Here is a 20,628-nt window from a genome sequence, read left to right as displayed (position 1 = left end):
GGAGAAAAGAATGCAACTAAAAAATAAAAATATCTTTATTACAGGTTCGAGTCGTGGAATTGGTCTTGCCGTTGCCCATAAGTTTGCTCAAGCAGGAGCCAACATTGCCTTAAACAGTCGTGGGGCAATCTCAGAGGACTTGCTTGCTGAATTTGCAGACTATGGTGTCAAGGTGGTCCCTATTTCAGGAGATGTATCAGATTTTGCAGACGCTAAACGTATGGTTGAGCAAGCTATTGCAGAGCTGGGTTCAGTAGATGTTTTGGTCAACAATGCAGGGATTACCCAAGATACCCTGATGCTCAAGATGACAGAAGCGGATTTTGAAAAAGTGCTCAAGGTTAACTTGACTGGAGCTTTTAACATGACACAATCAGTCTTGAAATCGATGATGAAAGCCAGAGAAGGTGCTATCATTAATATGTCTAGTGTTGTTGGTTTGATGGGAAATATCGGTCAAGCTAACTATGCAGCTTCTAAGGCTGGTTTGATTGGTTTTACCAAGTCTGTGGCGCGTGAAGTGGCCAATCGCAATATCAGGGTTAATGCTATTGCACCTGGAATGATTGAGTCCGATATGACAGCTGTTCTATCAGACAAGGTAAAAGATGCCATGCTGGCGCAAATTCCTATGAAAGAATTTGGGCAGGCAGAGCAGGTTGCAGATTTGACAGTATTTTTAGCAGGTCAAGATTATCTAACTGGTCAAGTGGTTGCCATTGATGGTGGCTTAAGTATGTAGCAGAAGCTAGAGGTGAAAAAGATGAAACTAAATCGCGTAGTAGTAACAGGTTATGGAGTAACATCTCCAATCGGAAATACACCAGAAGAATTTTGGAATAGTTTGACAACTGGAAAAATCGGAATTGGTCAAATTACAAAATTTGATCATAGTGACTTTGATGTGCATAATGCAGCAGAAATCCAAGATTTTCCTTTTGATAAATACTTTGTAAAGAAAGATACCAATCGTTTTGATAACTACTCTTTGTATGCCTTGTACGCAGCCCAAGAAGCTGTTAATCATGCCAATTTGGATGTAGAGGCTCTTGATAAAGATCGTTTTGGTGTTATCGTTGCATCTGGCATTGGTGGAATCAAAGAAATTGAAGATCAAGTGATTCGCCTAAATGACAAAGGACCAAAACGTGTGAAACCATTGACCCTTCCAAAAGCCTTGCCAAATATGGCTTCAGGAAATGTTGCTATGCGTTTTGGAGCAAACGGTGTTTGTAAATCCATCAATACTGCCTGCGCTTCATCAAATGACGCGATTGGGGATGCCTTCCGCTCAATTAAATTTGGTTTCCAAGATGTTATGTTGGTAGGTGGTTCAGAAGCTTCTATCACACCTTTTGCTATTGCTGGTTTCCAAGCCCTAACTGCTCTCTCAACTACAGAGGACCCAACTCGTGCTTCTATTCCATTTGATAAAGACCGTAACGGTTTTGTCATGGGAGAAGGTTCAGGGATGTTGGTTCTTGAAAGCCTTGAACACGCTGAAAAACGTGGGGCAACTATCCTTGCTGAAGTAGTTGGTTATGGACATACCTGTGATGCCTACCACATGACTTCTCCTCATCCAGAAGGTCAGGGAGCTATCAAGGCCATCAAATTAGCCTTGGAAGAAGCTGAGATTTCCCCAGAACAAGTAGCCTATGTCAATGCTCACGGAACATCAACTCCTGCTAATGAAAAAGGAGAAAGTGGTGCGATCGTAGCTGTTCTTGGTAAGGAAGTACCTGTATCATCAACCAAATCTTTCACAGGACATTTGCTGGGGGCTGCAGGTGCAGTAGAAGCTATCGTAACAATCGAGGCTATGCGTCATAACTTTGTACCAATGACAGCTGGAACAAGTGAAGTATCAGATTATATCGAAGCCAATGTCGTTTATGGACAAGGCTTGGAGCAAGAAATTCCATACGCTATTTCAAATACCTTTGGTTTTGGTGGCCATAATGCAGTTCTTGCTTTCAAACGTTGGGAGAATGAATAACTATGAATTTAAACGATATTAAAGACTTGATGGCTCAATTTGACCAGTCAAGTTTGAGAGAATTTTCTTATAAAAATGGGACGGATGAGTTACAGTTTAGCAAGAATGAAGCTAGACTCGTATCTGAAGTTGCAACTCAAGTCGCTCCAGCACCCGTTCTAGCAACACCAAGTCCAGTAGCTCCTACATCTGCTCCAGTAGAAACTGTAGTGGAAGAAGTTCCTGCTTCAGCTGAAGCAAGTGTGGTTGCTGAGGGAGATGTTGTAGAGAGCCCGCTTGTTGGGGTGGCTTACTTGGCTGCTGGTCCTGATAAACCTGCCTTCGTCACAGTTGGTGATAGTGTCAAAAAAGGTCAAACATTGGTGATCATCGAAGCTATGAAAGTCATGAATGAAATTCCAGCACCTAAGGATGGTGTGGTAACGGAAATTCTCGTTTCTAATGAAGAAATGGTTGAGTTTGGTAAAGGATTGGTACGTATCAAATGATCGATATTCAAGGAATCAAAGAAGCCCTTCCCCACCGTTATCCTATGCTACTAGTAGACCGTGTGTTGGAAGTGAGCGAGGATACCATTGTTGCCATCAAAAATGTAACCATCAATGAGCCCTTCTTCAACGGTCATTTTCCTCAATACCCTGTCATGCCAGGTGTTCTTATTATGGAAGCCTTGGCGCAAACAGCTGGTGTCTTGGAGTTATCAAAACCTGAAAATAAAGGTAAACTAGTCTTTTACGCTGGTATGGACAAGGTTAAGTTCAAGAAGCAAGTTGTACCAGGCGACCAATTGGTTATGACAGCGACTTTTGTCAAACGTCGTGGCACGATTGCTGTAGTTGAAGCAAAGGCTGAAGTGGATGGCAAGCTTGCGGCCAGTGGTACTCTTACCTTTGCAATTGGGAACTAAGGAGGTTCTCCATGTTTCGAAAAATTTTAATTGCCAATCGTGGTGAAATTGCGGTTCGCATTATCCGTGCGGCACGTGAATTGGGGATTGCGACGGTAGCGGTCTATTCAACTGCCGATAAGGAAGCCCTTCATACGCTTTTGGCAGATGAGGCGGTTTGTATCGGTCCTGGTAAGGCAACAGAGTCTTATCTCAATATTAATGCGGTTTTATCAGCTGCAGTCTTGACTGAGGCAGAAGCCATTCACCCAGGTTTTGGATTTCTGAGTGAAAATTCCAAATTTGCAACTATGTGTGAAGAAGTGGGGATTAAGTTTATCGGCCCGTCTGGTCATGTTATGGATATGATGGGGGATAAGATCAATGCGCGTGCTCAGATGATCAAAGCAGGTGTACCTGTCATTCCAGGTTCAGATGGAGAAGTGCATAACTCTGAGGAAGCCTTGATTGTTGCTGAAAAAATTGGCTATCCTGTGATGCTCAAGGCTTCAGCAGGTGGTGGTGGTAAAGGAATTCGTAAGGTTGAAAAACCAGAAGACCTTGTTTCAGCCTTTGAAACTGCCTCTAGTGAAGCCAAGGCCAATTATGGCAATGGTGCCATGTACATAGAGCGGGTTATCTATCCAGCTCGTCACATCGAGGTTCAAATCCTAGGAGATGAACACGGAAATGTAATCCACTTGGGGGAACGGGATTGTTCACTACAACGGAATAACCAAAAGGTTTTAGAAGAAAGCCCTTCGATTGCAATCGGAAAAACGCTACGCAATGAAATTGGTGCTGCTGCTGTTCGAGCTGCGGAGTCTGTGGGCTATGAGAATGCAGGGACCATTGAGTTTCTTCTTGATGAAGCCAGTGGCAAATTCTATTTCATGGAAATGAATACTCGTGTTCAGGTGGAACATCCGGTAACAGAGTTTGTTTCAGGTGTGGATATCGTTAAGGAACAGATTCGCATTGCGGCAGGTCAGCCTCTGTCTGTTAAGCAAGAAGATATTGTCCTACGTGGTCATGCTATCGAGTGTCGTATCAATGCAGAAAATCCAGCCTTCAACTTTGCTCCAAGTCCAGGTAAGATTACCAATCTCTATCTCCCAAGTGGAGGAGTCGGCTTGCGCGTGGATTCAGCAGTTTATCCAGGCTATACCATTCCGCCTTATTATGATAGTATGATTGCTAAAATCATCGTTCACGGCGAAAATCGTTTTGATGCCTTGATGAAAATGCAACGTGCCCTCTATGAATTAGAAATTGAAGGGGTGCAGACCAATGCAGATTTCCAGCTTGATCTCATTTCAGATCGCAATGTCATTGCTGGAGATTACGATACTTCCTTCTTGATGGAAACCTTCTTACCCAAATATCAAGAAAAAGAATAAAATGACTTCAAGAGTTTAAACCGAAAAGGGGAATCAATGGCTCTATTTAGTAAAAAAGATAAGTATATTCGAATCAATCCCAATCGTTCGGTTAGGGAAAAACCTCAAGCTAAGCCAGAGGTTCCAGATGAATTATTCTCCCAGTGTCCAGGCTGTAAGCATACCATTTATCAGAAGGATCTGGGAAGTGAGCGTATCTGTCCACATTGTAGCTATACCTTTCGTATTTCTGCCCAAGAACGCTTGGCTTTGACGATTGATATGGGAACCTTCAAGGAATTGTTTACGGGGATTGAAAGTAAGGATCCCTTGCATTTCCCTGGTTATCAAAAGAAACTAGCAACTATGCGTGAAAAAACAGGTCTGGATGAAGCCGTTGTGACAGGAACAGCTCTTATTAAAGGTCAGACTGTGGCTCTTGGGATTATGGATTCCAATTTTATCATGGCTTCTATGGGTACAGTTGTAGGTGAAAAAATCACTCGTTTATTTGAGTATGCGACTGTTGAAAAATTGCCAGTTGTCCTCTTCACAGCCTCTGGTGGAGCCCGTATGCAGGAAGGAATCATGAGTCTCATGCAGATGGCCAAGATCTCTGCAGCAGTTAAACGGCATTCAAATGCTGGTCTCTTTTATCTGACCATTTTGACAGATCCAACGACAGGTGGTGTGACAGCTTCTTTCGCTATGGAAGGCGATATCATTCTGGCTGAACCACAGAGTTTGGTCGGTTTTGCTGGGCGCCGTGTCATTGAAAATACGGTTCGTGAAAGCTTGCCTGAGGATTTCCAAAAGGCAGAATTCCTATTGGAACATGGCTTTGTGGATGCTATTGTCAAAAGAAGAGACTTGCCAGATACGATTGCTAGCCTAGTCAGATTGCATGGAGGTGGTCCTAGATGAATATTGCAAAAATAGTCAGAGAAGCGCGTGAGCAGAGTCGCTTGACAACCTTGGACTTTGCGACAGGCATTTTTGATGAATTTATCCAATTACACGGTGACCGTTCTTTTCGTGATGATGGTGCAGTTGTTGGTGGTATTGGCTGGCTTGGGGAACAAGCTGTAACAGTAGTTGGTATCCAAAAAGGCAAGAGCTTGCAAGACAACCTCAAACGGAATTTTGGACAACCACATCCAGAAGGCTATCGCAAGGCCCTACGGTTGATGAAACAAGCTGAAAAATTTGGCCGTCCAGTTGTGACCTTTATCAATACTGCAGGTGCCTATCCTGGTGTGGGAGCGGAAGAACGTGGACAGGGAGAAGCTATTGCTCGCAATCTCATGGAAATGAGTGACCTGAAAGTTCCGATTATCGCCATCATTATAGGTGAAGGTGGTTCAGGTGGAGCTCTGGCTCTAGCAGTCGCAGACCGTGTTTGGATGCTGGAAAATTCTATCTATGCCATTCTCAGTCCAGAAGGTTTTGCTTCCATTCTATGGAAAGATGGCAGTCGTGCCATGGAAGCGGCAGAACTGATGAAAATCACTTCGCATGAACTGTTAGAAATGGACGTGGTGGACAAGGTGATTTCTGAAGCAGGACTTTCTAGTAAAGAACTGATTAAGAGTGTCAAAAAAGAACTCCAAACGGAACTAGCTTTACTGTCACAAAAAACGTTCGAGGAGTTGTTGGAAGAACGTTACCAACGATTTAGAAAATACTAATACCTCAGAATACATAAAAACTAGAACTGACAGGCAGTTCTAGTTTTTATGTGGTTCTTATACTCTTCGAAAATCTCTTCAAACCATGTCAGCGTCCCCTTACCGTATATATGGTTACTGACTTCGTCAGTTCTATCCACAACCTCAAAACAGTGTTTTGAGCAGCTTGCGGCTAGCTTCCTAGTTTGCTTTTTGATTTTCATTGAGTATTACTCTGTGCAGAGGGGAAAGTCAAAAGGTGCTTGGAAGACCAAACACCTTTTCGATTATTCATTTTCTTCTGTTACAAATTGACTAAGCAGTCCATTGATAAAACGGGCTGATTTTTGATCTGAAAAATTCTTAGCAAGTTCAATAGCTTCATTGACTGCTACCAGCTGAGGTGTATCAAATGATGTGATTTCAAAGATACCCAAGCGTAGTAAGTTTTTTTCGACCAAGGTCAAGCGTTCAACTGTCCAGCCTGACTTGAGGTGCTGGTTGATTTGTTTATCCAACTCGTCTTTTTGAGCTTGAACGCCAGAAACCAAGTTCAGAAGAAAGGCAGGGATTTGCACATCTGCATCTTCACGGTCATGCGTGTAGGCAAAGTGACAAGCTGTTTCCATATCTGTGCCGAATTCAAGGCTCATAAGAGCTTGAAAAGCGCATTTACGAAGTTCGCGTCTAGATTCTAATAGTGGACTAGTCATTGAGGAAGTCCTCGTTAAATAGATCTTTCAACTCAGGTTTTGGTGTTTTATCTGGAACGATTCCTGCAACATGGATGTTAACAGCAGCAAGTTCCACATCAGCCATATCACGGACAGCATCTTTGACTGCTTTTTGAATAGCAAGAGCAACTTTTGGTACCTTCACACCGTACTCAAGATAGAGATAGATGTCAGCAGTTAGTTCTTCGTTGCTTTCTTTTAAGTAGACGCCACGACCAAGAGAGAGTTTTGATAGGGTATCAGATACGGATTTATTTGAAAATGAGTGGACACCATCAACTTTAGCAGTTGCGATGGCAATGATTTTTTCAAGTACACGTGGAGCGATAACGATTTCGCCAAATTGTTCTTCAATTCCCATAGAATGACCTCTTTCTAGAGATTAGGCACGAGAAACGTAAGTTCCTTCTGCAGTGTTGATGATCAATTTTTGTCCAGCTTCGATGAAGTCAGGAACGTTGACAACAAGTCCAGTTTCCATAGTCGCTGGTTTACCAGAACCTGTAACAGTAGCACCTTTGATAGATGGTTGTGTTTCAGCAACTGTCAATTCAACAGTAGTTGGTACAGTTACACCGATTACTTCAGTTCCGTAGAATTGGATTTTCACATCAGAGTTTTCAAGGATGTAAAGCAATTCATTTTCAACGTTTACGACTGGGATTTCGTATTGGTCGTAAGTTTCAGTGTTCATGAAGTAGGCAGTTTCATCCATTTTGTACAAGTATTGAGCTGGAACAGTTTCGATAATAGCTTGTTCGAATTTTTCTTCTGGACGGTAGCTTGTGTCAAATGTAGAACCAGTACGGACATCACGTAATTTCATACGCATGATTGTGTTCCCTTTACCTGGTTTGTGGTGGCTAGCTTCCAAAACGCGGATCAATTTTCCGTCTGCAGTTTCAAATGTCATACCAGCTTTCAATTTGCTTGCTTCAATCATGTTTTTACCTCTTTAATAAATATTATTACTCTTCATTTTACCATAAAATCTTCTGGAAATAAAGCCAAAATAGTTATTGGGAGATGGTAGGAGCGAAAAAACCAACCTCAGGGCTGGTTTCTTTTACGTGTTAATCTTCTTTCAACTTCGCTAATTCTTGAGCAAGAAGTTTAAGGGCAACTTGTGGGTTGGCTTGGCCTTTGGTTGCTTTCATAAGGAAGCCTGTAAAGGCCTTATCTGCGTTACGTTTACCTGACTTGAAGTCGGCAACAGCCGCTTCGTTATCGGCAAAGACTTGGTGGATGATTGGGATCAAGATTTCAGGATCTGAGATTTGAACCATACCTGCTTTTTCCACATATTCACGCGCGCCACCGCCATTTTTAGCTAGGTGGACAAAGACTTTCTTGGCAATCTTAGAAGAGATAGTGCCGTCTTCGATGATGGCAATCATTTCAACCAAGTTTTCTGGAGTCAATTCGATTTGTTCAAGTGTCTTGCCTTCGGCGTTCAAGAACTGAGCGACTTCGCCTTGGAGCCAGTTAGAGACTTGTTTAGCATCACCACCGAGAGCCACAGCTTTTTCAAAGAAGTCAGAAGTGACTTTATTTGCAGTCAACTGGCTAGCATCGTAGTCTGACAAGCCAAGATCAGATACGTAGCGCGCACGGCGTTCTTTTGGAAACTCCGGCAACTCTGTACGCATTTCCTCAATCCACTCATCTGAAATTTCAAAGAGAGGTAGGTCTGGTTCTGGGAAGTAGCGGTAGTCTGCAGCACCTTCTTTGATACGCATGAGGATGGTTGCCTTGTTAGCTTCATCGTAACGGCGTGTTTCTTGACGGATTTGACCACCTGAGCGAAGGATTTCAGCTTGACGTTGAACCTCGTATTCAAGACCTTTGCGAACGTTTGAGAAGGAGTTGAGGTTCTTCAACTCAGTCTTGGTACCGAATTTTTCTTGACCATAAGGACGAAGAGAAATATTGGCATCCACACGCATAGAACCTTCTTCCATCTTAACGTCAGAAATGCCAGCGTACTGGATAACTTCCTTGAGGGCTGTTAGGTAAGCATAGGCTTCTTCAGGAGAACGCATGTCTGCTTCAGATACAATCTCAATCAATGGCACCCCTTGGCGGTTGAGGTCAACATAAGAGTAGCCATCTGTACCGTGGGTGTTTTTACCAGCGTCTTCTTCTAGGTGGGCACGTTCGATACCGATTTTCTTAGTCGTACCGTCTTCTAGCTCGACTTCAATCCAACCATTATAACCGATTGGCTCATCAAACTGAGAAATTTGGTAGGCTTTGGGATTATCAGGGTAGAAGTAGTTCTTGCGGTCAAAGTGCATCTTTTTGTGGATGTCCATGTTGAGGGCAAGAGCAGCCTTGATGCCGGCATCGACAACACCTTTGTTGAGAACCGGAAGTACTCCTGGGAAAGACCAGTCAATCACGTTAGTGTTGGCGTTTTGGTCATTTCCGAAGTGGGCAGAAGTAGGTGAGAAGATTTTTGAATTGGTGTTGAGCTCTACGTGGACTTCAAGTCCAATGACTGTTTCAAAGTTCATTAGTTATCACCTCCAAAAATCACGGGTTGTTGTTTGTGGTAGTCTGTTGTTGCTTCAAAAGCAGCAGCAGCTTGGTAAATGGTTTCTTCTGAGTACTTAGGACCAATCAATTGGAGTCCGACAGGTAGACCTTGAGAGAATCCAGCAGGAATTGAAATCCCTGGAAGACCAGCCAAGTTGACTGGGATTGTTAAGAGATCAGCCAAGTACATGGCAACTGGGTCATGGTTGAGTGAATCCAAGTAATAAGCAACACTTGGAGCAGTTGGACCCAAAATCAAGTCGTAATCCGCGAAGACTTTTTCGAAATCTTGAATGATGAGGGTACGAACCTGACCAGCTTTCTTGTAGTAGGCATCGTAGTAACCTGATGAAAGACTGAAAGTACCTAGCATGATACGGCGTTTAACCTCTTCACCAAAACCTTGGCTACGGCTGTTTATATAGATTTCATCAAGGTTGGTCGCATCCTCTGCGCGGTAACCATAACGGATACCGTCAAAACGTTGCAAGTTTGATGAAGCTTCAGATGAAGCGATGATGTAGTAAACGGCAACACCGTATTTTGAGTGAGGAAGGCTGACTTCTTCAACGATGGCACCAAGTTTTTCAAAGTGTTTAGCGGCATTAAGTATTGTTTCTTTGACCTCTGGATCAATTCCTTCACCGAGGTATTCCTTAGGTAAAGCAATTTTCATGCCCTTGATGTCTTGACCGATTTTTGAAGTAAAGTCGGCAATGCGGACAGGAGCAGAAGTAGAGTCTTTAGCGTCTTCGCTGGCAATAGCGTTGAGCAAGAGAGCATTTTCCTTAACAGTAGGAGCAAAAGGTCCAATCTGGTCTAATGAACTACCAAAAGCAATGAGACCGAAACGTGAAACTGTTCCGTAGGTTGGTTTGAGACCAACAATCCCGTTGAAGGCAGCAGGTTGGCGGATAGAACCACCAGTATCAGAACCAAGTGACAAGCGGACTTGTCCTGACGCTACAGCTGCGGCCGAACCACTTGATGATCCACCAGGAACCTTGCTGTGGTCCCAAGCATTTTTAGTTGCTCCGTAGTGAGAAGTCTCACCTGAACCACCCATGGCAAATTCGTCCATGTTGGTCTTTCCGACGACAATCATACCTTTAGATTTTGCATTGGAAACGGCTGTCGCATCAAAGATTGGCTCATAGTTGTAAAGCATTTTTGAGGCAGCAGTTGTGAGAATACCATCCGTGGAGATATTGTCCTTAACTGCAAGTGGAATTCCTGAGAGGACATTATCAGCGTCAATTCCAGCTTCATCAATAGCCTTAGCTTGAGCAAGGGCTTGCTCCTCAGCGATAGTGACGAAAGCATTGATAGCTGTCTCTCGAGACTTGATATCTTCAAGCGTAGCTTGTGTCAATTCTGTTGCTGAAATTTCCTTAGAAACAAGGAGATTGTGCAACTCTTCAATGGTTTTATTGTTGAAAGTCATTAGGCATATCCTCCATCGTCTAGGATAGCTGGTACCTTGATATAATAGTTATCTTTTTCAGGTACGTTTTTAAACAAGCGATCACGGTCTGTTCCTTCTTCGGCCACATCAGGGCGGAGTACAGTCTTGCGGTCAGCCATGGTAGTAGTAGGTGCAACACCAGTAGTGTCGATTTCGCCCAGCAATTCAACCATGTCTACAATCTTGGACAAGGTAGTTGCAAAGGCAGCAGTTTCTTCTTCAGAGAATCTTAATTTTGAAAGATTGGCAACGTGTGTTACCTCTTCTTGCGTAATTTTCATCTTGCATCCTTTCGTGAAATGATGATTTTTAGTCTGTTCTATTTTACCATATTTTCCTATAAATAAGGGAGGTAAAGCTGAAAAAAGACATCTGGCAAGTCAAGAAAGAGATTTTTAAAGAGACAAAAAAATAGCCGTCCTAACTTTGGCGAGTTAACGAGCTATTTTTTAGTTATGTAATTACAGCCACCGTCTTAAACGGCTCTGTGGGGTGTTGTTGTCGCAACACCTTTTTCTATATTCATTGCAACATTTACTTTAAAAATTGCAAGGGGAATTGTTCTGCTTTAGCAGTGTCTGACATAAAATAGAAATTGAAAAATCGTTTTTAATCCGCTATAATGGTTAAACTAGAAAAAAGAAAAAATAAGAGTTAGGATAGAAACATGTTCCATCAATTTATCACCAGAACTCAGACAGTCCCTCCTCCCATTTCACTTTTTTGGTATGGGGTTATGATGCTGGTCTTAATGCTTTGTATTTATGGGGCACTTGCTTATCACAAGAATCCAAAATTTGTCCTCTTGTTTAAGGGGATTCAGATCCTCCAGTTGCTAGCACTTTATAGTTGGTATGTTGGTTTTGGGATTCCCTTTTCTAATAGTCTCCCATTTTATCATTGCCGTTTAGCTATGTTTGCGGTGATTTTCTTGCCTGATAAATGGAAAAGCAAGCAGTACTTTGCCCTCTTAGGAGCAAGTGGAGCGGTCTTTGCACTGGTTTACCCAGTTTTTGACCCCTATGATTTCCCCCATATCACTAGTTTTTCATTTTTGATTGGGCACTATGCACTTTTAGTGAATTCCTTGGTCTACTTGATGAATCACTATGACAAGAGCCTACTCAAGAAATATATGATTGTAGCCTATACCTTTATCCTCAATCTCTTTCTAGTTGGGGTTAATCAGGTGACTGGTGGGAATTATGGCCTGTTAAATAAGACACCTTTTATTCCTGATGCTCCTTTGTGGCTAAAGTACCTACTTGTGTCCGTTATTCTTTCACTGTCTCTGGTTCTTTTTGATATCTTATTCAAAAAACGGTGGAAAAAGAGAAGACAGGTGAAATCAGTGCTCTAGCTTACTTTTTTCATCGGATGAGCAATTGAAAAACTCCTCAAAATCAGATATAATGGAGTGTTGAAAGGAATGGTAAAATCCAATGTAGAAATCATTCTTAGCTATTGAAACAAGAAAAATAGAGAATCAAAGAAAGAGAACTTATGAATATTCAAGAAGAAATTAAGAAACGTCGTACCTTTGCCATCATCTCCCACCCGGACGCAGGGAAAACAACCATCACGGAGCAGTTGCTCTACTTTGGGGGCGAGATTCGTGAAGCTGGTACCGTAAAAGGAAAGAAAACAGGGACTTTTGCCAAGTCTGACTGGATGGATATCGAGAAGCAACGTGGGATTTCGGTTACTTCATCTGTGATGCAGTTTGACTACGATGGTAAGCGCGTGAATATCCTCGACACACCAGGGCACGAGGACTTCTCAGAAGATACCTATCGTACCTTGATGGCGGTGGATGCTGCGGTCATGGTCGTGGATTCTGCCAAGGGTATCGAGGCCCAAACTAAGAAATTATTTGAAGTTGTCAAACACCGTGGAATTCCGGTCTTTACCTTTATGAACAAGCTGGACCGTGACGGTCGCGAGCCACTAGATCTCTTGCAAGAATTGGAAGAAGTTTTGGGTATTGCTAGCTACCCGATGAACTGGCCAATCGGGATGGGAAAAGCCTTCGAAGGATTGTATGACCTCTATAACCAACGCTTGGAGCTCTATAAAGGGGATGAGCGTTTTGCTAGCCTTGAAGATGGGGACAAGCTTTTTGGTAGCAATCCTTTCTACGAGCAAGTCAAGGATGATATTGAACTTTTAAATGAAGCTGGGAATGAGTTTTCAGAGGAAGCTATTCTGGATGGAGAATTGACACCTGTCTTCTTCGGTTCAGCTCTTACTAACTTTGGCGTGCAGACCTTCCTTGAAACCTTCCTCAAATTTGCTCCAGAACCACATGGACACAAAAAAACAGATGGTGAAATTGTGGATCCTTATGACAAGGATTTCTCAGGATTTGTCTTTAAAATCCAAGCTAACATGGACCCTCGTCACCGTGACCGTATTGCCTTTGTCCGTATCGTATCAGGAGAATTTGAGCGTGGCATGAGTGTCAATCTGCCTCGTACTGGTAAGGGTGCTAAACTTTCGAATGTGACTCAGTTTATGGCGGAAAGTCGTGAAAATGTGACCAACGCCGTGGCAGGTGATATTATCGGTGTTTATGATACAGGTACTTATCAAGTTGGGGATACCTTGACAGTTGGGAAAAACAAATTTGAATTTGAACCACTGCCAACCTTTACACCTGAGATTTTCATGAAAGTTTCTGCTAAGAATGTCATGAAGCAGAAATCCTTCCACAAGGGGATTGAGCAACTAGTGCAAGAAGGAGCCGTTCAGCTTTATAAGAATTACCAAACAGGTGAGTACATGCTAGGCGCTGTAGGTCAACTTCAGTTTGAAGTCTTTAAGCACCGTATGGAAGGTGAGTACAATGCGGAAGTGGTTATGAGTCCAATGGGTAAAAAAACCGTTCGTTGGATCAAACCTGAGGACTTGGATGAACGGATGTCATCAAGTCGCAATATCTTGGCCAAAGACCGTTTTGACCAACCAGTCTTCCTCTTTGAAAACGACTTTGCCCTCCGCTGGTTTGCAGATAAGTATCCAGATGTAGAGTTGGAGGAAAAAATGTAGATCGCCAAAGTTACTTGATTGTGTAACAATCTAAGTAACTAACGCCAAGTTTCTATGGAACTTGGCTAGGCGCTCCACTAGTAAAGTTTTACGAATATTATCGATTCGTAAAACTTTACGTCGTAACGATTAGATAGTGTATGACCTAACTGCCTTACTAACTACGTTTGGCAAATAGAATCGATTTGTCAAACTCAGTGTAGTGGTTTGAAAATTTGTAACTGCTGTGGATGTCATGATTCACAGCTTTTTTGTTTTTAAAATATGAAATATAAGAACGCTCAGGGAGGTGAGTTTGTTGATGTCATGGTCTCTGTTATAGTTTTATTTTTATAGTATGAATTTAAAAGAAGGGAATGTTAAAATAGGTTTGATTTTTTTTTTTTTGAGGGGTTCCTATTATAGAGATGACTTTTTCATATATAAATAGATTTGGAACCTCGTATTTTTTTTGAAAAAAACAATATAATATCTTGACTATCGTTTGCGCTTAGAGTATACTGTTAAAGTATGATTAGAATTGGGTGAATTGCCCGCTTTTAAGTAAGAACGAAGGAGTGAAACATGTTTTTTAGACGTCAGAAAGGTGAGTATAGAGAAACCGACCGAGTGACGCGGTATAAGTTGATCAAATCAGGGAAACATTGGTTGCGAGCTTCAACCTCTCTTTTTGGTTTGTTCAAGGTCTTGCGCGGTGGTGTAGACACGACTCAAGTCATGACAGAAGTAGTAGAGGATAAAGTGAATCCTTCTATTACAGGTCTGGATATTATCAAGGGGATTGCTGCCACAGGGGCTGTTTTAGGTGGTACTGTTGCTACTCAAACAAAAGTGTTTGCAAATGAAACAGTAGCCGTGGAAAAAACACTGGAAAATCCAGATCTTTTGGTTACAAATGATACAGTAGTTTTGGGTACGACATCTGTAAGTAATTCAGAGAATTCTGCTAGCTTGTCTACTTCTTTGAGCGAAAGCACTTCGATGTCAGAATCTGTATCTAAGAGTTCGTCAGCCAGTGCTTCGACGAGTACTTCTGCCAGTGCCTCAGCAAGTACTTCGAATAGTGCATCTGTCAGCAGCTCTACTAGTATTAGTCAAACAACAAGTGAGCCGGGTAGTTTCTCGTTGGTGGCTAGTTTATCGGGTGAACAGAGCACTTCTGCGCCAGCAACTGACCGAGATGCTTCTGTATCAAAAGAATCAACTGGCCTTAAAATTGATTCTGCTCTACTGAAGGCAACTGAAATTGATGGGAAGGTTAGTGCAAGTGCTGCTCAATCAACTTCTACCATGACTAGTATCGTAGGAGTTACTGCTGGAGCCATCGCAACTTCCGAAGTTTCTGCTAAACAAAATGAAGAAAATCGTAAGAAGATAACCAAGCTTTCAGCTGAAATGGGCGAATACTTAGCGAAAGCTGCTGGTTTACCAAATACTGATTCTGCAATTACTAAGGTAAATGCAGCAGTGACAGCCATTGAAAAAGCTTTGGCAGATCCAACGAGTGACTGGACAGAGGTGGTGAAAAAAGCTACCTTGGCTCGTAATTCTATTGTCAATGCTGTTTTGAGAGCGCAATCAGGCGCGCGTGATGCTCGTAATGGAAAAGCCATGTTGCGTGATGCTTCTCTAAGAGCAAGTTGGGGAACTAGTCAAGGGGATGAACGTATCACACTTAGTCAGCCTCACATTGACTTTAATAGAGAAACAGGTATTGCTACCTATACAATGCTGGTGGATAGTCGCGTTCCTTTGACTCATATCGGTGTTAAAGTTGAAGCTGGTAAGGGTGGGCATGTCCAAAGAGCAACTTACAACACATACAATATGGACAAGACGGTTTCGAATGGTTCGGAAGCTGTCTATAGCTACCGCCATGGTGCTGAACGTCAGCTAAACGGTACGATTGTAGTTGAAGTAAAATACGAAAAAACAGTGCCAACAGCTACCGCTAATATTCAGGTTCAAACAAGTTCTGCCCCTGTATATGGAAATACACCAGGGAACTTTACTAACGTGCAACCTATCAGTTTTTCAACTGGCTATAGACAGCAAACTACCAATACGAATACCAACACAACATTCCGTTTTAATGTTACTGCCTATAAAGAAGTTTTTAATGGTGATGTTGTTGGAGATAACGTAGGTTTAGAAGGAGTAAATACTAATTCAGGCCGCGTTAAGTATATGAACATCGAGAATCGAAATGTTATTCCTGGAGTTGTATATGCAGGTCCTAACAATAATGAAGAGTTAAACAGACCAGCTGTAACTGCTCGATTGGTGGGAACGGTTGGTGGAAACGATGCTTCAGCTGAAGTTGGGACAACATATGTTTATCGTTTTGTAGGACAAAACTATAATAGAGAGGTAGCCTCTGCTAACGTTGGCTACTATATCAAAGGTTTCAACGAACGTCATAATATCCAAAGTGGTGATACTGTTCAGGTTTCTGATTTGGACCATTTGACACCAGATGAAGTTAAGGAAGTTTATAATAATTTTGTTGGAAAACAATCGAATTTAACTGATTTATCAAAAAATGGAGATCTTGCTCCCAATATTGCTCAAGCAAGTCAAACGACCAATCCAGATGGTAGCTTTACGCTGTCTTACCCTGGTACTAAATCAAAAATTGACGTTGCAACAGATGGTACCATCACGGTTACTTATCGTGACGGTTCTACAAGTGTCATCAATGCTTCTTTAGAGAAGGAAAAAATACCTCCAGTAATAACCGTTACTGCGACCCGTAATGGTAAACCTCTAGCTGCAGAAACAGGAGGTATAGCAGGAGATAAATATTACTATTACTATGCCGGTGATGATATCGGTTTTGAAATGAAAGCCGTAGATAATAAGGGAAAACTGAGGGAGTTTAAACTTGTAGCACAGGCTGATGGTTATAGACCAGCGTCAGAAATGGCTCAAAACATCTTTGGAGATAATAGTTACGGGACTGGGACAGCTACTTCTCTATCAGATCCAAATGGGAATCTCGTTGCGACTGAGTCTAATCCGGCAGTCATAACTGCAACTGGGCATATGAAAGATGATTTGACTTATGCTCCTAAAAATGAATGGCGTCGTAATGCAGTTGCAACAGATAAAGCAGGGAATGTTACGATTCCGGGAGACAACAGTACAGGGAACTTCTTTATCAAGCAACGTCCTTTGAATGAGCGTTACAAGCATGAACCAGAATTTACAATTAAAAACCCTGAGTTTACGCCTGTAGTAAATAAGAATAGCCTGACGGAGCTTGAGAAGAAAGCGGTTAAGGCTGCTATTTATGCTAAAAACAATCAAGAGACCTTCAGAATCAAGGATATTGAAGTTCAAGACAATGGTACAGCAAAAATAGTCTATAAGGACGGAACGAAGAGTGATGACATTCCACAGTCAGTAACAGTCAACGAACGTCCTAAGTTAGTCATTCCTTACGACAATCCGGCAACGAAAGAAATCTATCTTTATCGTAATGAACCAGTCAATATTACTCTAAAAGCGACGGATGACTCTGGAAAACTCAATTCATTGAAGTTTACTAGACCTGATGGGACCAGTGATGGAACTGGTAGTGGAACTGCTAATGATTACGGTGGTTTCACTGGGGTAACACGTTCTAATACCATCACTTCTACGACAAACCAAGATAATGCTACGATTACCTTGACAGGTACTCTAAATAAAAGTTTGCAAAAAGGGGCATTTACTGAACGTAAACTCGTAACTACGGATAACCAGAATACATCAAATAGTACTGATAATAACGAAGGTTATATCAAGTTTGTTGTTAAGGATCAAACGGATAAGTATAATGCGGTTTCTAAAGTAGACACCATTTATACCTATGCGGGTGAAACAGCAGAGGATTTGGGAAAGGCATATAAATTTGTTCAACTTGAAGGTGGGAAGTCTCTGCCTGCAGGAGCAACGGTTAAATGGACAAATACGATTGACAATTCGACTACTGGAACAAAGAGTGCTGTGGCGCGTGTTACGTATTCGGATGGTTCAACCGATGATGTAACGGTCAACTATAAGGTTTTAGCTACGATTGCTCCTAAAGGACCTGTGAATGATATTCAAGGGACGCTACCTCATAATGGAACAGATTTGCATAATTATGTGACTAAGCAAGGAGACGATGCCTACCCAGATGGAGTTAGTAAAACTTGGAGAAACAATGGCCAGGCTGTAGCAAATTCACCGATTAGCACAGCAGAAACAGGTCGACACAACTACCAAGTCACCTTTACTTATCCTGTTGGTCGTACAGGTGCAGGGGATACTGTTAAACTAAGTAAAACTGTTGATGTTGTCCATGATGTCTATAAATTTGGAACAAATCGTTCTTATACTTTTACGCAGAATAAGACTGATGAACAAGGTTATAAACAAGCTGTAGCAAATCCTAAGGAAGTTGTTACTAATCTTTCTGGAAATCCAGATTTTAATGCAGCGCTTACTAATTATAAGTGGGTAGACGGTGCTCCGTCACTTACGACAGTTGGAACCTTTACCAAACAAGTGGAGGTAGAGTTACCTGCAGATTCAACGGGTGTTAGAGTTAAACAAAATGTCCCTGTTACTGTGAGAGTGAATCCACAAGCGCCAGCTATCTCAGTAGATTCTACTAATGAAACGGGTGGTTTGCCAAATCGTTCAATCGTTGTTACGAATGTAACACCTGGAGCTCTTGTAACCTTGACTTTAGCAGGCCATACGTTCGAGAAGAGAGCTAAGGTCAATGAAACCAGTGTTACCTTTGAACCTACTGATCTGAAAAAAGCTTACGACGGCAATAACGGTCTTCTACCGACAGGTGATGTAACAGCTAAATCTACAGTTGCTGGTCTGGATTCAGAAGTAACGACAAGTTCGATTACTCCTGAACGTGTGAAACCAACAATTACTTATACTGTAACAGTAAATGGTCAAGAGCCTAAGAGAGATGGCAATGGTCGCTATTTGTTCTATGCTGGAGATAAAATCCAGATTACTTATACAGGTAGAGATAATAGTGGTAAGTTAGTCACACTGAAGGTTTCTGGTAATAGAAAAGATTTGACAGATTTCTTCGAAAACAGACCTGAGTGGGGAACTGGTCCCATCACAAATATTATCAATACTTTAACCAATGATGACCAGACCACATTTACTATTAATGCGGTTGCTAATAAAGATCTTGCGTGGAAATCAGGGAACACCTGGGGACGTTGGCTCACTGCTACAGATCCTAGTGGCAACTCTGTTGATGTAGGAGAAATTCGAATTCAGCAAGATCAGTTGCAAAACTTGTTTAAGAAGCCTGCTATTAATCTGACAGAAGTTAAGGATAAAAATCACTTAACAGAAACTGATAAGGAAAACGTTCGTGAAGAAATAAGAAAAGCTCATGATAAAGTGACTCCAAACGGTCGGGATCGTATTTCTAGTATTGACGTCAGTGAGAATGGTGTTGCAACAGTTTATTATAAAGATAATGCTAAAGTAACATCGGGTAGTCAACCGTATGCACCAACGGTCTATAGTCAAAATGAAACTGTTTCAGACAAGAAATATCGTTCTGAGTCAGCTTCGGCAAGCACATCAGCAAGTACGTCCGCTTCAATAAGCGCAAGTACGTCGGCCTCAACAAGCGCAAGTACCTCAGCAAGCACATCGGTCTCAACAAGTGCAAGTACGTCAGCAAGTACATCAGCTTCAACAAGTGCAAGCACATCGGCTTCAACAAGTGCAAGTACGTCAGCTTCAACCAGCGCAAGTACATCGGCTAGCACCTCAGCTTCAACGAGCGCAAGCACGTCAGCAAGTACGTCGGCTTCAACGAGCGCAAGTACATCAGCAAGTACGTCGGCTTCAACCAGCGCAAGTACATCGGCTAGCACCTCAGCTTCAACCAGCGCAAGCACGTCAGCAAGTACGTCGGCTTCGACAAGTGCAAGCACATCAGCAAGTACGTCAGCTTCGACAAGTGCAAGTACATCGGCAAGTACGTCGGCTTCAACGAGCGCAAGCACATCGGCAAGTACGTCAGCTTCAACAAGTGCAAGCACGTCAGCAAGTACGTCAGCTTCAACAAGTGCAAGCACATCAGCAAGCACGTCAGCTTCAACAAGTGCAAGTACGTCAGCAAGTACGTCAGCTTCAACCAGCGCAAGTACATCGGCTAGCACATCAGCAAGTACGTCAGCTTCAACCAGCGCAAGTACGTCAGCAAGTACGTCAGCTTCGACAAGTGCAAGTACATCGGCTTCAACAAGTGCAAGCACGTCAGCAAGTACATCAGCTTCAACAAGTGCAAGTACGTCAGCAAGTACGTCCGCTTCAACAAGTGCAAGCACGTCAGCAAGTACGTCCGCTTCAACCAGCGCAAGCACGTCAGCTTCAACAAGTGCAAGCACATCAGCTAGCACATCAGCAAGTACGTCGGCTTCGACAAGTGCAAGTACGTCAGCTTCGACAAGTGCAAGTACGTCAGCTTCGACAAGTGCAAGTACATCGGCTAGCACGTCAGCAAGTACGTCGGCTTCAACAAGTGCAAGTACATCAGCAAGTACATCAGCTTCAACGAGCGCAAGCACATCAGCAAGTACGTCCGCTTCGACAAGTGCAAGTACATCAGCAAGTACATCAGCTTCAACAAGTGCAAGCACATCAGCAAGTACGTCGGCTTCAACGAGCGCAAGCACATCAGCAAGTACGTCAGCCTCTACAAGAGCAAGCACTTCAGCTGCCACCAGAGCAAGCACGACAGCAAGTACATCAGCTTCAACGAGCGCAAGCACGTCAGCAAGTACATCCGCTTCAACGAGCGCAAGCACGTCAGCAAGTACGTCGGCTTCAACAAGCGCAAGCACATCAGCAAGAACGTCAGCTTCAACAAGTGCAAGTACATCGGCTTCA

Annotated in this window: 16 protein-coding genes; 10 read left to right on the top strand and 6 right to left on the bottom strand. The window is 42.6% G+C overall.

The genetic code is table 11. From position 1 onward, the window contains the following. Positions 1-10 precede the first annotated feature (10 nt). The 7 genes from fabG to D8845_RS08080 are packed head-to-tail and all read left to right on the top strand — an operon-like array spanning position 11 to position 5,952. Positions 11-742, top strand: coding sequence for a 3-oxoacyl-[acyl-carrier-protein] reductase (gene fabG / locus D8845_RS08110; protein ID WP_024057010.1), 732 nt, complete (start codon positions 11-13; stop codon positions 740-742). A 21-nt stretch (positions 743-763) separates the two neighbouring features. Continuing rightward, complete coding sequence (gene fabF / locus D8845_RS08105) at positions 764-1,999, top strand: beta-ketoacyl-ACP synthase II (RefSeq protein ID WP_125453102.1); 1,236 nt, start codon at positions 764-766, stop codon at positions 1,997-1,999. Positions 2,000-2,001: 2 nt separating this feature from the next. Beyond that, positions 2,002-2,487 (top strand): acetyl-CoA carboxylase biotin carboxyl carrier protein, encoded by a 486-nt coding sequence (gene accB / locus D8845_RS08100; protein ID WP_125453101.1) that lies wholly within the window; start codon positions 2,002-2,004, stop codon positions 2,485-2,487. Continuing rightward, the gene (fabZ, locus tag D8845_RS08095) at positions 2,484-2,906 is read left to right on the top strand and encodes a 3-hydroxyacyl-ACP dehydratase FabZ (protein WP_000565515.1); all 423 of its coding nucleotides are present in this window, start codon (positions 2,484-2,486) and stop codon (positions 2,904-2,906) included. Before accB ends, fabZ begins: the two co-directional genes overlap by 4 nt. Positions 2,907-2,917: 11 nt before the next feature. Then, on the top strand, positions 2,918-4,285 hold the full coding sequence (gene accC, locus D8845_RS08090; protein ID WP_084886614.1) for an acetyl-CoA carboxylase biotin carboxylase subunit: 1,368 nt from the start codon (positions 2,918-2,920) through the stop codon (positions 4,283-4,285). Positions 4,286-4,321: 36 nt separating this feature from the next. Further along, positions 4,322-5,188, top strand: coding sequence for an acetyl-CoA carboxylase, carboxyltransferase subunit beta (accD, locus tag D8845_RS08085; protein WP_081529523.1), 867 nt, complete (start codon positions 4,322-4,324; stop codon positions 5,186-5,188). Then, positions 5,185-5,952: an acetyl-CoA carboxylase carboxyl transferase subunit alpha gene (locus D8845_RS08080; protein WP_084886616.1), complete on the top strand. Its 768-nt coding sequence runs from the start codon at positions 5,185-5,187 to the stop codon at positions 5,950-5,952. Before accD ends, D8845_RS08080 begins: the two co-directional genes overlap by 4 nt. Positions 5,953-6,218: 266 nt before the next feature. Here the strand turns inward: D8845_RS08080 and nusB are convergent, their stop codons facing one another. The 6 genes from nusB to gatC all read right to left on the bottom strand — a co-directional run bounded on the left by nusB (position 6,219) and on the right by gatC (position 10,949). Beyond that, positions 6,219-6,644 carry a transcription antitermination factor NusB gene (nusB, locus tag D8845_RS08070; RefSeq protein ID WP_000203638.1) on the bottom strand — a complete coding sequence of 142 codons (426 nt, stop codon included), beginning with the start codon at positions 6,642-6,644 and terminating at the stop codon, positions 6,219-6,221. Beyond that, entirely contained in the window at positions 6,637-7,026 is a 390-nt protein-coding gene (locus D8845_RS08065) for an Asp23/Gls24 family envelope stress response protein (RefSeq protein WP_000510575.1), read from the bottom strand. The genes nusB and D8845_RS08065 overlap by 8 nt, the downstream gene beginning before the upstream one ends. Positions 7,027-7,047: 21 nt before the next feature. Beyond that, positions 7,048-7,608: an elongation factor P gene (efp, locus tag D8845_RS08060; RefSeq protein ID WP_000568643.1), complete on the bottom strand. Its 561-nt coding sequence runs from the start codon at positions 7,606-7,608 to the stop codon at positions 7,048-7,050. A 130-nt stretch (positions 7,609-7,738) separates the two neighbouring features. Beyond that, a complete protein-coding gene (gene gatB / locus D8845_RS08055; RefSeq protein ID WP_125453099.1) occupies positions 7,739-9,181 on the bottom strand; it encodes an Asp-tRNA(Asn)/Glu-tRNA(Gln) amidotransferase subunit GatB in 1,443 nt (480 codons plus the stop codon). After that, on the bottom strand, positions 9,181-10,647 hold the full coding sequence (gene gatA, locus D8845_RS08050) for an Asp-tRNA(Asn)/Glu-tRNA(Gln) amidotransferase subunit GatA (protein WP_125453098.1): 1,467 nt from the start codon (positions 10,645-10,647) through the stop codon (positions 9,181-9,183). Before gatA ends, gatB begins: the two co-directional genes overlap by 1 nt. Then, positions 10,647-10,949, bottom strand: coding sequence for an Asp-tRNA(Asn)/Glu-tRNA(Gln) amidotransferase subunit GatC (gene gatC, locus D8845_RS08045; RefSeq protein WP_125453097.1), 303 nt, complete (start codon positions 10,947-10,949; stop codon positions 10,647-10,649). Before gatC ends, gatA begins: the two co-directional genes overlap by 1 nt. 386 nt (positions 10,950-11,335) lie before the next feature. Between gatC and D8845_RS08040 the strand changes: the two genes are divergently transcribed. The 3 genes from D8845_RS08040 to D8845_RS10495 all read left to right on the top strand — a co-directional run. Next, entirely contained in the window at positions 11,336-12,028 is a 693-nt protein-coding gene (locus D8845_RS08040) for a TIGR02206 family membrane protein (RefSeq protein WP_125453096.1), read from the top strand. 143 nt (positions 12,029-12,171) lie between these two features. Further along, a complete protein-coding gene (locus D8845_RS08035; protein ID WP_125453095.1) occupies positions 12,172-13,716 on the top strand; it encodes a peptide chain release factor 3 in 1,545 nt (514 codons plus the stop codon). A 564-nt stretch (positions 13,717-14,280) separates the two neighbouring features. Then, positions 14,281-20,628 (top strand): accessory Sec-dependent serine-rich glycoprotein adhesin (locus tag D8845_RS10495; RefSeq protein ID WP_125453094.1); only part of this gene is annotated, 6,348 nt, incomplete at its 3' end.

The sequence above is a fragment of the Streptococcus mitis genome, assembly GCF_003942865.1.
GTDB classification, from domain to species: domain Bacteria; phylum Bacillota; class Bacilli; order Lactobacillales; family Streptococcaceae; genus Streptococcus; species Streptococcus mitis_BI.
The sequence above is the reverse complement of the archived record's forward strand: the minus strand, read 5'-3'. Positions and strand labels throughout refer to the sequence as shown.